Source organism: Streptosporangium sp. NPDC050148 (genome assembly GCF_055586505.1).
Genome location: NZ_JBVJIA010000033.1, coordinates 39,732 through 51,819, shown reverse-complemented (window position 1 = coordinate 51,819; position 12,088 = coordinate 39,732). Strand labels below are relative to the sequence as shown.

Annotated in this window: 10 protein-coding genes; 5 read left to right on the top strand and 5 right to left on the bottom strand. The window is 69.8% G+C overall.

The window, feature by feature from the left end:
* Positions 1–30 precede the first annotated feature (30 nt).
* Positions 31–741: a TetR/AcrR family transcriptional regulator gene (locus ACZ6RT_RS29765; RefSeq protein WP_470157264.1), complete on the bottom strand. Its 711-nt coding sequence runs from the start codon at positions 739–741 to the stop codon at positions 31–33.
* Between the two features lie 187 nt (positions 742–928).
* Between ACZ6RT_RS29765 and ACZ6RT_RS29760 the strand changes: the two genes are divergently transcribed.
* Positions 929–1,669, top strand: coding sequence for a maleylpyruvate isomerase family mycothiol-dependent enzyme (locus ACZ6RT_RS29760; protein WP_470157263.1), 741 nt, complete (start codon positions 929–931; stop codon positions 1,667–1,669).
* A 50-nt stretch (positions 1,670–1,719) separates the two neighbouring features.
* On the opposite strand, the gene ACZ6RT_RS29755 is transcribed toward ACZ6RT_RS29760, so the two are convergent.
* The 4 genes from ACZ6RT_RS29755 to chvE all read right to left on the bottom strand — a co-directional run bounded on the left by ACZ6RT_RS29755 (position 1,720) and on the right by chvE (position 6,997).
* On the bottom strand, positions 1,720–2,835 hold the full coding sequence (locus ACZ6RT_RS29755) for a TerC family protein (RefSeq protein ID WP_470157262.1): 1,116 nt from the start codon (positions 2,833–2,835) through the stop codon (positions 1,720–1,722).
* Between the two features lie 129 nt (positions 2,836–2,964).
* Positions 2,965–4,218: a multiple monosaccharide ABC transporter permease gene (gene mmsB / locus ACZ6RT_RS29750; RefSeq protein ID WP_399196474.1), complete on the bottom strand. Its 1,254-nt coding sequence runs from the start codon at positions 4,216–4,218 to the stop codon at positions 2,965–2,967.
* Positions 4,219–4,227: 9 nt separating this feature from the next.
* Positions 4,228–5,757: a multiple monosaccharide ABC transporter ATP-binding protein gene (gene mmsA, locus ACZ6RT_RS29745; RefSeq protein WP_470157261.1), complete on the bottom strand. Its 1,530-nt coding sequence runs from the start codon at positions 5,755–5,757 to the stop codon at positions 4,228–4,230.
* A gap of 103 nt (positions 5,758–5,860) precedes the next feature.
* Positions 5,861–6,997, bottom strand: a complete 1,137-nt coding sequence (gene chvE / locus ACZ6RT_RS29740) for a multiple monosaccharide ABC transporter substrate-binding protein (protein ID WP_344898285.1) — start codon at positions 6,995–6,997, stop codon at positions 5,861–5,863.
* Positions 6,998–7,232: 235 nt separating this feature from the next.
* Between chvE and ACZ6RT_RS29735 the strand changes: the two genes are divergently transcribed.
* The 4 genes from ACZ6RT_RS29735 to yjfF all read left to right on the top strand — a co-directional run bounded on the left by ACZ6RT_RS29735 (position 7,233) and on the right by yjfF (position 12,076).
* Positions 7,233–8,222 (top strand): LacI family DNA-binding transcriptional regulator, encoded by a 990-nt coding sequence (locus tag ACZ6RT_RS29735; RefSeq protein ID WP_470157289.1) that lies wholly within the window; start codon positions 7,233–7,235, stop codon positions 8,220–8,222.
* Between the two features lie 304 nt (positions 8,223–8,526).
* Entirely contained in the window at positions 8,527–10,044 is a 1,518-nt protein-coding gene (locus tag ACZ6RT_RS29730; RefSeq protein WP_399196472.1) for a sugar ABC transporter ATP-binding protein, read from the top strand.
* Positions 10,041–11,093, top strand: coding sequence for an ABC transporter permease (locus ACZ6RT_RS29725; RefSeq protein ID WP_470157260.1), 1,053 nt, complete (start codon positions 10,041–10,043; stop codon positions 11,091–11,093). Before ACZ6RT_RS29730 ends, ACZ6RT_RS29725 begins: the two co-directional genes overlap by 4 nt.
* A complete protein-coding gene (gene yjfF / locus ACZ6RT_RS29720; RefSeq protein ID WP_399196470.1) occupies positions 11,090–12,076 on the top strand; it encodes a galactofuranose ABC transporter, permease protein YjfF in 987 nt (328 codons plus the stop codon). The genes ACZ6RT_RS29725 and yjfF overlap by 4 nt, the downstream gene beginning before the upstream one ends.
* Positions 12,077–12,088 lie beyond the last annotated feature (12 nt).

The window sequence follows — 12,088 nt, the reverse complement described above, 5'->3', positions numbered from 1 at the left end:
TGCCTCCATATTCCATCAGATGATGGAATACTAGCCGTCCGCGGCGCCCGCGCCAGGGGGTGCGTAGAACCGGTCGACGAAACGGTGGGCGTAGGCACGGAACTCGCGCCTCTCGCGGTCGGCCGTGACGGCGTCGCCCCCGCGGGCGCTCAGGGCGGTCACGTGGCCGTGGGCCGCCCAGACCAGGCTGCGCACGGTGATGTGCGGGGTCGGCTCGACGACGAGGCCCCGGGTGGCCGCCTCCAGCAGGGCCCGCTCGATCTCGCCGTAGATCGGCAGCGAGTACGCCTCGTCCAGGGACAGGTGCAGGGTCGGGTCCAGCCACCGCCGCAGCCACAGGAACGTGGTCTGCGGGTGCTCGTCGAGGAAGTCGACGAACGCGTCCACCAGGTCGTGCGCGGCTCCGACCACGTCGCCCGCGGGCTCGGAGCGCACCGCGGCGAGGAAGGCGCGCACCGGCGGGGTGAGCGTGGCCTGCTCCAGCTCGAAGACGCGGGCGAAGCAGGCGTCGTACAGCGACGCCTTCGACGGGAAGTGGTGGTGCACGCTGGAGACGTCGATCCCGACCCGGGCGGCGATGTCGCGCATGGAGACGCCGTCGGCGCCGTGCCGGGCGAACAGGACGGTCGCCTCGGCGAGGACGCGGTCGCGCGTGGACGGCGCCGACCGGTCCGCGGGCGGGCGCCCCCGGCGGCGCGTCCGGGGCGCCGCGGCGGCCCCCGGTTCCTCGCTGTTGCTCATGCCGACAGTCTGCCAGGCTCGTCCCCGCCCCATAATCCATCGGTGAGGGGATTGACGCGACGGTTCGGAGCGGGAGAAGGACCCCGGGGCGGGGATCGGGCTCCGAGGCCGGGGAGCGAGGTCCCGGCGAGGGCATGCCGGATCGTCAGGCGGGGGAGGGACGCCGTTCCCCGGGTACTGCCGGGGCATGACGACAGAACCGAAGGACTCCCTGGGAGATCTCGACCCGTTCGACCTCTTCGACGCCGAGGCGGCCCGTCTCGACCGTTACTTCTCCGGGCTCGACGAGGAGGGCTGGAGGCGTCCCTCGCGGGCGGAGGGCTGGTCGGTCCGCGACGTGCTGGGGCACCTGGCGGGGGAGGAGCTGTACAACCACGCCTGCCTGGACGACGACATCGACGGGTTCACCGCGATGCTCCGGCGCGAGGGCGCGGGCGAGGGCTTCGACGGTTTCAACGCGTGGTGCGTGGAGCGGCGCAGGCACCTGCCGGTGGCGGAGGTGCTCCGGGAGTGGCGGCGCGAGAACGGCGACACCCGCGAGCGGATGCGCGCGCTCGGCCGCGACGCCTCGCTGCCGACCTTCGCCGGGCCGTACCCGGTGGGGTCGCAGACCTTCCACTACGCCTCGGAGTACGCCACCCACGCCGACGACGTGGGCGCGCCCGTCGCACCGGACGAGGCCGCGGCGCGGACCCGCTGGCGGGCCAGGCTGGGCGTCTTCGTGCTGGCCGAGCAGGACGCCGAGGCCCGCGCCGAACTCGCCGGCACCAGGGGCGCCGGGGGCGCCGGGGGCGCGGTCCGGGTGCACGCGTACGGGACGAGCCACGAGCTCTCCCTGCCGGTGTTCGTGGAGGCGACGGTCGGACGGCTGCCACAGGACCACCCGATGGACGCCCGGCTCAGGGACGCCCTGCGCTGCCTGGCCTGACAGGGAGGTACGAGCCGGTAAGGGCCGGTACGGGGCCGCGCCCCGGCTCCTCAGTCGGCGGCGGGTCCCCGCTGGCCCGGCCGGTCCTCCCGGTCCTCCCGGTCCTCCTGGTGCTCCGTCCGGTCTCCCGTCCCGTCGCGGCCGTCGTCCCCGTCCGGGGCGTCGCGCCGGTCCCCGTCCTTGCGGCGCAGCCGGTGCAGGGTCCCCGCGTGCGCGCGCTCCTCGGGGTGGGCGCGCACCCGGCGCATGCTGGCGATGACGGTGATCAGCAGCACCAGGAAGATCACACCCAGTGAGAGCGGGGTGGAGACCTCGGGGAAGGACTTCGAGACGTCCTCGTGCAGGAACGACAGGATGAGCTTGAGGCCGATGAAGCCGAGGATGACCGCCAGGCCGATCGACAGGTAGACCAGCCGTTCCAGCAGGCCCTCGATCAGGAAGTACAGGGCGCGCAGCCCCAGCAGCGCGAAGGCGTTCGCGGAGAAGACGATGAGCGGGTGGCTGGTGACGCCGAAGACCGCGGGGATGGAGTCGAGCGCGAACAGCAGGTCGGTGCTGCCGATGGCGATGAAGACCACGAACAGCGGCGTGACCATCCGCTTGCCGTTCTCGTGGGTGACGAGCTTGCCGCCGTGCAGCTCCTCGGTGACCGGGAGCATCTTGCCCGCGCCGTTGATCAGGGGGTTGTTCTCGACGTCCGGGTCCTGGTTGCGGTGCCGGACCAGCTGGATCGCCGTCCAGATCAGCAGCAGGCCGAAGATCAGGAACGTGGGGGAGAAGAGGGTGATGGCGGCGGCACCGACCGCGATGAGGATGGCGCGCAGCACCAGGGCGGTGGCGATGCCGAACAGCAGCACCTTCTGCTGGTGTTCCGGCGGCACGGAGAACCGCGCCATGATGATCACGAAGACGAAGAGGTTGTCGACGGACAGGCTCTTCTCGACCATCCAGCCGGCGAAGTACTCGGTGGCGAGCGTGGCCCCGGCCAGCCACCACAGGACCAGGCCGAAGGCGATGGCCACGCCGATGTAGAAGACCGTCCACGCGGTGGCCTCGCGCAGGCCCACCGCGTGCGGGCGTCGCGCGGCCACCACGAAGTCGATCGCGAGCAGCACCACCACCAGGCCGATGACCGCGATCCACATGCCCAACGAGTCGATCGCCATCCGTGTCCCCTCATACCGGCCGAGATCATTCGCCTTACCCGGCGTAAGAGGCTCCACACCAGGCCCGGGGACCACGGCGGCACCCGCCGCGGTCCCGCGTCCGTCCCTGGCTCCGACCCGGGCCCGGGGTCAGCCGCCCGCGCCGGCCCGGCGCTTGGTCCAGACGTCCAGCGCCACGGCGGCCAGCAGGACCAGGCCCTTGAAGAGCAGGACCCGCTCGCTGGGCGCGCCGATCAGCGACATGCCGTTGTTGATCACGGCCATGATCAGGCCGCCGGTGAGGGCGCCGACCACCCTGCCCACCCCGCCCTGGACGGCGGCGCCGCCGATGAACGCGGCCGCGATGGCGTCCAGCTCGAAGTTGCCGCCCGCGGTCGGGCCGGCCTGGTTCAGCCGCCCGGCGAAGATGATCCCGGCGAGCGCGGCGAGCACCCCCATGTTGACGAAGATCCAGAAGGTGACCGACTTGACCTTGATGCCGGACAGGCTCGCCGCGTTCAGGTTGCCGCCGATGGCGTAGATGTGGCGGCCGAAGACGGCGCGGTCGGTCATCAGCGTGTAGCCCAGCACCAGGATCGCCAGCAGCACCAGCACCCAGGGCAGGTTCTTGAACCTGGCCAGCTGCACGATGACCACCATCACCACCGCGGCGGCGGCACCGATCTTCAGCAGGAACAGCGGCAGCGCGTCGACCTTCTGCCGGTAGCCCAGCCGGGCCTGGCGGGCCCGCCACTGGGTGAGGGCCAGCCCGCCCACCGCGGCCAGGCCGACCAGCAGCGTCAGCAGGTCGGCGCCGCCGAGCGGGCCCAGGCCGATGTTGCCGAGGTAGCCGGGCACGAAGCCGTTGGCCAGGGTCCTGACCTCGTCGGGGAAGGGGCCGATGCCCTGGTTGCCGAGCACGGTCAGGGTCAGCGCCCTGAAGATCAGCATTCCGGCCAGGGTGACGATGAACGCCGGGATGCCGAAGTAGGCGATCCAGTAGCCCTGCCAGGCCCCGATGAGCGCGCCGGCGATCAGCGTGACGAGGATCGCCAGCGGCCACGCCACGTCCATGTCGACCATGAGCACCGCCGCGATCGCGCCGGTGAGCCCCACCACCGATCCCACCGACAGGTCGATGTGACCGGCGATGATGATCAGGATCATGCCGATCGCCAGGATCAGGATGTAGGAGTTCTGCACCACGATGTTGGAGATGTTCTGCGGGCTGAGCAGCTCACCGTCGGTCAGGACGGAGAACAGCACGATGATCAGCGCGAAGGCGATGTAGATGCCGCTCTGCCGCAGGTTGACCGAGAAACGGCCCGCCGGCGTCTTCGCGGGCACCAGGGGAAGGCTGCCGGTCGGTGGCGCGGTTTCTGTCGGGACCTTGCCGCTGCTCATTGTCTTCCCCTATTCCTTTTCCTTGGTCATGAACTGCATGAGCCGCTCCGGGGTGGCCTCCGCGCGGGAGACCTCACCCGTGATGCGACCGGCCGACATGGCGTAGATGCGGTCGCAGACGCCCAGCAGCTCGGGAAGCTCCGAGGAGATGACCAGAACGGCCTTTCCCTGGTCGGCGAGCCGGTTGATGATCGAGTAGATCTCGTACTTGGCACCCACGTCGATGCCGCGGGTGGGCTCGTCGAGGATCAGCACGTCGGCGTCGGTGAAGATCCACTTCGACAGCACGACCTTCTGCTGGTTGCCGCCGCTCAGCTTCCCGGTGACCGACAGCACGCTGGGAGCCTTGATGTTCATGCTCTTCCGGTAGCCGTCGGCGACCTCGTACTCCCTGTTGTCGTCCACCCAGCCGCGCCTGGCCAGCTTGCCCAGCGCCGCGGCCGAGACGTTGCGCTTGATGTCCTCGATCAGGTTCAGCCCGTAGCGCTTGCGGTCCTCGGTGGCGTACGCGATGCCGTGCTCGATCGCCTCGCCGACCGTGCGGACCTTGATCTCCCTGCCGTTCTTGTAGACGCGGCCGGTGATGTCCACCCCGTAGCTGCGGCCGAACACGCTCATCGCCAGCTCGGTGCGGCCGGCGCCCATCAGGCCGGCCAGGCCGACGATCTCGCCCCGGCGCAGCGTCAGGGAGGCGCCGGCGACCACCACGCGGCCGTGGTCGGCGGGGCTGCGCACGGTCCAGTCCTCGATCCGCAGCACCTCCTCGCCGATGTTCGGCTCGTGCGGCGGGAAGCGGTGCTCCAGGTCGCGGCCGACCATGCCGGAGATGATGCGGTCCTCGCCGACGTCGTCGCCGCGCATGTCCAGGGTCTCGATCGTCCGCCCGTCCCGCAGGATCGTGGTGGAGTCGGCGATGGCCCGGATCTCGTTCAGCTTGTGCGAGATGATCACCGAGGTGATGCCCTCGTCGCGCAGCCCGCGCAGCAGGTCGAGCAGGTGCGCGGAGTCCTCGTCGTTGAGCGAGGCGGTCGGCTCGTCGAGGATGAGCAGCCGTACCCGCTTCGACAGCGCCTTGGCGATCTCCACGAGCTGCTGCTTGCCCACCCCGATGTCCATCGCGAGCGTCGTCGGGTTCTCCCGGAGCCCGACGCGCTCCAGCAGCTCGGTGGCCTCGGCGTTGGTCCGGTTCCAGTCGATCAGGCCGCGGCTGGTCCGCTCGTTGCCGAGGAAGATGTTCTCCGCGATCGACAGGTACGGGCTGAGCGCCAGCTCCTGGTGGATGATCACGATGCCGAGCTTCTCGCTGTCCCTGATGTCGGAGAAGCGGCACTGCTCGCCCTCGAAGAAGATCTCACCCTCGTACGAGCCGTGCGGGTACACGCCCGAGAGGACCTTCATCAGCGTCGACTTGCCGGCGCCGTTCTCCCCGCAGATCGCGTGTATCTCGCCCCTGCGGACCGCCAGGTTGACGTCCTGCAGGGCTTTGACGCCCGGGAACGTCTTGGTGATGCCGCGCATCCGGAGTATGTCGTCGGTCATGCCGCCCGCCTTCGCAAGGTCCCTCCACCCTCCGAGCATCCGGCCGGCGGCGACGGGGGTCGCCGCCGGCCGGATGTCTCGTCCGCCGTCGTGCCGATCGGTACTACTTGAGCTGGTCCTCGGTGTAGTAACCGGAGTCGATGAGGACCTTCTTGTAGTTGTCCTTGTACACGATCACCGGCTCCAGCAGGTTGGAGGGCACGACCTTGTTGCCGTTGTCGTAGTCCTTGGTGTTGTTCACCTCGGGCTTGCCGCCCTTGAGCACGGCGTCGGCCATCTCGACGGTGACCGCGGCGAGCTGGCGGGTGTCCTTGTAGATCGTCGCGTACTGCTCACCGGCGATGATCGACTTGACCGAGGCGACCTCGCCGTCCTGGCCGGTCACGATCGGGTAGGGCTGGCCGGAGGTGCCGTAGCCGCTGCTCTTGAGCGCCGACAGGATGCCGATGGACAGGCCGTCGTACGGGGAGAGCACGCCCTGGACCTTGGTGTCACCGGAGTAGTACTTGGTGATCAGGTCCTCCATGCGCTTCTGCGCGGTGGCCGGGTCCCAGCGCAGGATCGCGACGGTCTTGAAGTCGGTCTGCTTGCTCTTGACGACCAGGGTGCCCTTGTCGATGTACGGCTTGAGGGTGTCCATCGCGCCGTTGAAGAAGAACGTGGCGTTGTTGTCGTCGGGAGAGCCGGCGAAGACCTCGATGTTGAACGGGCCCTTGGCGTCGCCCTCGGAGCCGTCCTCCTTCTTCAGCTTGAGGCCGACCAGCAGCGAGGTGGCCTGCTGCACGCCCACCTTGTAGTTGTCGAAGGTGGCGTAGTAGTCGACGTTCGGCGAGTTGCGGATCAGCCGGTCGTAGGCGATGACCGGGATCTTCTTGTCGGCGGCCTGCTGGAGCTGGGTGGTGATGGCGGTGCCGTCGATCGAGGCGATGATCAGCAGCTTGGCGCCGCGGGTGATCTGGTTCTCGATCTGGTTGACCTGGGTGGGGATGTCGTTCTCGGCGTACTGCAGGTCGACCTTGTAGCCCAGCTTCTCCAGGGCGCTCTTGACGTTGTCGCCGTCGTGGATCCAGCGCTCGGAGGACTTCGTGGGCATCGTCACGCCGACCAGGGTGTCGGCGGGCGCGGCCGAGGCCCCGCTCGTCGCGGCCTGCTCCGAGGTCTTGACGCTCGAGCCACAGGCCGTCACCCCCATGGCGAGAGCCAGGCTCACCGCTGCGGTGGCCAGCTTCGCGAACTTCATCGCATACCTCCAGTATGGGTATTTCTCGCGGGAGATGTGAGCGCTAACAAAAGGGTATGGGTCAGTTAAGGCGGTAGTGGCCACCACGTCAAGAGGGTGTTAACAAAGATCTTGGTGTAACCGGACCGTAACGCGGGAGACGCTTGACGCGGGGTGTTGTTAACGCTCACAGTCTGTCCCAAGCCACCAGAAGGAGCCGACCGTGACCGCGAACCGCGACCGCCGCCCGCCGGTGATGGCCGACGTCGCGACGAAGGCGGGCGTCTCCCACCAGACGGTCTCCCGGGTGCTCAACGATCATCCCAACGTGCGCGCCGAGACCCGGGCCCGCGTCCTGGAGGCGATCGACGAGCTGGGCTACCGCCGCAACATGGTCGCCCGCGCCCTGGTCACCCGGCACACCCGCACCCTGGGCGTGGTCAGCTTCGACACCACCCTGTACGGCCCGGCCAGCATGGTCTACGGCATCGAGCAGGCGGCCAGGGCGGCCGGCTACTTCGTCAGCATGGTCAGCCTCAAGACCATCGACACCGCGGGCGTGCGCGACGCGCTCGGCTACCTCGCCGAGCAGGGCGTCGACGGCATCGTGGTGGTCGCGCCGCAGCGCTCGGCCGCCCCGGCGCTGGCCGACGCGCCCACCGACATCCCCGTGGTCGCCGTCGAGGGCGGCCACGACGGCGACGTCTCGGTGGTCAGCGTCGACCAGGTGGAGGGCGCCCGCCTGGCCGTCCGGCACCTGCTCGACCTGGGCCACGAGACCGTCTGGCATATCGCGGGACCGCCGGACTGGCTGGAGGTCGAGGGACGGCTGGAGGGCTGGCGCGACACGCTGGCCGCCGCCGGCCGTCCCGTCCCCGAGGCGCTGCCCGGCGACTGGAGCCCGAGATCGGGCTACCAGGCGGGACTGCGCCTGGCGCGGACGCCCGGGGTCACCGCGGTGTTCGTCGCCAACGACCAGATGGCCCTGGGGGCACTGCGGGCCTTCGCCGAGCGGGGCGTGCGGGTGCCCGAGCAGATCAGCATCGTGGGGTTCGACGACATCCCCGAGTCGGAGTTCTTCACGCCCCCGCTCACCACGATCCGCCAGGACTTCGGGGCGGTCGGCGGGCACAGCATCGAAGTGCTGCTCAGGCAGCTGGAGGCGGGAGCGGAATGGTCCCACGAACGTCACGTCGTCCCGCCGCGGTTCGTGGCCAGAGCCAGCACCGCCCCGCCGGGCGGATGAGCGCGGACGTGTCGCGAACCGCACCGGAGGCGGGCACCGGCCTCGGCCTCGGCACCGACGCCGGCACCGGCACCGGCACCGGCATCGGCACCGGCACCGGAGCCCGCCTCGGGACCGGCATCGGAGCCGGTACCGACCTCGGCTCCGGCCTCCGTTCCGGTCCGGGCCCTCGTTCCGGTCCGGGACCGGGCTCCGGAGATCCTCGCCGGGGGCCGGGACGCCCGAGCCCCCCGCACCCCTCACCACCGACCCGACGAGCCGCCCCCGGCGGACGGCCCGTCCCCGCGAGCACAAGGGACGTCGTATGACCGCACCCGATCCGATCCTGCGTATGACCGGCATCAGCAAGGAGTTCCCCGGCGTCAAGGCGCTGGACGGCGTGGACTTCCGGCTCCTGCCGGGCGAGGTGCACGCCCTGATGGGCGAGAACGGCGCGGGCAAGTCCACCCTGATCAAGGTGCTCACCGGCGTGCACCACATCGACGCCGGCGAGATCGAGCTGGCCGGCAGGCCCGTCTCCTTCACCGGCCCGCTGGAGGCGCAGCGGGCCGGGATCAGCACGGTCTACCAGGAGATCAACCTCTGCCCGAACCTGTCGGTGGCGGAGAACATCTTCATCGGGCGCGAGCCGCGCCGCCTGGGCCGCATCCGCTGGGGCGAGATGCGCACCCGCGCCGCCGCGCTGCTCACCCGCCTGGAGCTCGACCTGGACGTGAACGCGCCGCTGTCGTCGTACTCGCCGGCGGTGCAGCAGATGGTGGCGATCGCGCGGGCGGTCGACATCTCCGCGAGCGTGCTCATCCTCGACGAGCCCACCTCCAGCCTGGACGCCGGCGAGGTCGCGCAGCTGTTCCGGGTGATGCGGCGGCTCAAGGACGAGGGGATCGCCATCCTGTTCGTCTCGCACTTCCTGGACCAGATCTACGAGATCGCCGACCGGATGACGATCCTGCGCAACGGCCGGCTGGTCGGCGAGTACCTCACCAGCGAGCTCGGCCAGGTCGAGCTGGTCGGCAAGATGATCGGCCAGGCGCTCGCCGACCTGGAACGCCTCGACGACAAGCCCAAGGACCTGTCCCCGGACGCCAAGGCCGTCGTCGAGACGCGCGAGCTCGGCCGGGCCGGGGCCGTGGAACCGTTCACCCTGACCATCCACGAGGGCGAGGTGCTGGGGCTGGCCGGGCTGCTCGGCTCGGGCCGCACCGAGATCGCCCGCCTGCTCTTCGGGGCCGACCACGCCGGCACCGGCGAGGTCGTCGTCGACGGGACACCGACCTCGCTGCGCACCCCGCGCGCGGCCACGGCCCACAAGATCGCCTTCTGCCCGGAGAACCGGCGCACCGAGGGCCTGATCGCCGACCTGACCGTGCGGGAGAACATCATCCTCGCCCTGCAGGCGGCGCGCGGCTGGGCCAGGCCGGTGCCGCGGCGGCGCCAGGACGAGCTGGTGGAGAAGTACATCTCCGCCCTGAAGATCACCCCGCCCAACCCCGAGCAGCTCGTCCGCAACCTCAGCGGCGGCAACCAGCAGAAGGTGCTGCTGGCCCGCTGGCTCATCGTCGAGCCGCGCCTGCTCATCCTGGACGAGCCGACCCGCGGCATCGACGTCGGGGCCAAGGCGGAGATCCAGCGGTTGGTCGCCTCCCTGTCCGACGGAGGCATGGCCGTGCTGTTCATCTCCGCCGAGCTGGAGGAGGTGCTGCGCCTGAGCCACCGGGTCGGCGTGCTGCGCGACCGGCACCTGGTGGCCCAGCTTCCCAACGACGACGCCCTGACCACGGACGTACTGATGCAGACCATCGCGAGCGGAGCCCGCACATGAACCAGGTGATCCGGCACCGCCTTTTCTGGCCGGCCCTCATCCTCGTGCTGCTGCTGGCCGTCAACGTCGTCTTCACCGACGGTTTCCTGTCGGTGGAGATGAAGGGCGGTCACCTCTACGGCAGCCTCATCGACATCATCCGCTTCGGCGCCCCCCTGATCCTGGTCGCGATCGGCATGACGCTGGTCATCGCCACCGGCGGCATCGACCTGTCGGTCGGCTCGGTGGTGGCCATCTCCGGAGCCCTGGCCTGCCTGCAGATCAGCGGGCTGGAGGACCAGAACGCCGTGGGCGGCGTGCTGGCCGCGATCGGCCTGGCGCTGGTCCTCTCCCTGGTCCTGGGGGTGTGGAACGGCTTCCTGGTCGCCGGCATCGGCATCCAGCCGATCATCGCGACGCTGATCCTGATGGTCGCCGGCCGCGGGGTCGCCCAGCTCATCACCGACGGCCAGATCATCACGATCAACAGCACCCCGTACAAGCTCATCGGCGGCGGGTACTGGCTGACCGTGCCGTTCGGCATCCTGATCGTGCTGGTCGTGCTCGCGGTGACCGCGTTCCTCACCCGGCGCCTGGCGCTCGGACTGCTGATCGAGTCCGTCGGCGGCAACGCCGAGGCCAGCCGCCTGGCGGGCATCCGCTCCCGGGGCCTGATCATCCTGGTCTACACCTTCTGCGGGCTGTGCGCCGGCATCGCCGGACTGATGATCAGCTCCAACATCTCCAGCGCTGACGGCAATGCCGCCGGCCTGTGGATCGAGCTCGACGCGATCCTCGCCGTCGTGATCGGCGGCACCTCGCTGGTCGGCGGGCGCTTCTCGCTCGGCGGCACCGTGCTCGGCGCGCTGATCATCCAGACGCTGACCACCACGATCTACTCCATCGGCGTGCCGCCGGAGACGACGCTGCTGTTCAAGGCGCTCGTCATCGTCCTGGTGTGCCTGCTGCAGTCACCCACCTTCCGGGCGAAGGTGTTCCGCCGCAGGGAACGCGGCCGTCCCGCCGCGCCCTCCTCCGGCACCGATGCGAAGGTGAGGATCCCGGCATGACCACCCCCAGCGTTCTCTCCCTGAACCGCCCGTTCCCGAGGGCGTACGTGCCGGTGCTGGTGACCGCCGGCCTCTTCCTGGCGATGTTCACGGCCGGCGGCCTGCGCTACGAGGGCTTCGCCTCCGGCCAGGTGGTGCTCAACGTCTTCGTCGACAACGGGTTCCTGCTGGTCCTGGCGGTCGGCATGACGTTCGTCATCCTCACCGGAGGCATCGACCTGTCGGTGGGGGCGGTGGCCGCGCTCGCCACGATGGTCTCGGCGAGCCTGGTGACGAACAAGGGCTGGTCCCCGCTGCTGGTCATCCCGCTGGTGCTGCTGATCGGCGCGGTGATCGGCCTGGCCATGGGATGTGTGATCCAGTACTTCGACATCCAGCCGTTCATCGTGACGCTGGCCGGCATGTTCCTGGCCCGCGGGCTGTGCTACGTCATCGGCACCGAGTCGATCTCCATCACCGACCCCACCTACACCGCCCTGGCCCAGACCAGGATCGACATGCCCGGCGGGGCGTTCATCTCGCCCAGCGTGATCGTGGCGTTCGTGGTGATCGTCATCGGGGCCTACGTGCTGCAGTACACCAGGCTGGGGCGTAACGTGTACGCGACCGGCGGCAGTGAGCAGTCGGCGCTGCTCATGGGACTGCCGGTGGCCAGAACGAAGATCGCCGTCTACACGATCAGCGGCTTCTGCTCGGCGCTGGGCGGGGTGCTGATCTCCTTCTACATGCTGTCCGGAAACCCGCTGCACGCGGTCGGCATGGAGCTGGACGCGATCGCCGCGGTGGTGATCGGCGGCACCCTGCTGACCGGGGGGTCGGGATACCTGGTCGGCACCGTGCTGGGGGTGCTCATCCTCGGGCTGATCCAGACGATCATCAGCTTCGAGGGGACCCTCAGTCCCTGGTGGACCAGGATCGTCATCGGCCTGCTGCTGTTCGCCTTCATCCTGCTGCAGCGCCTCGGCGTGATCCGCCGCACCTGAACCACGGCCCCG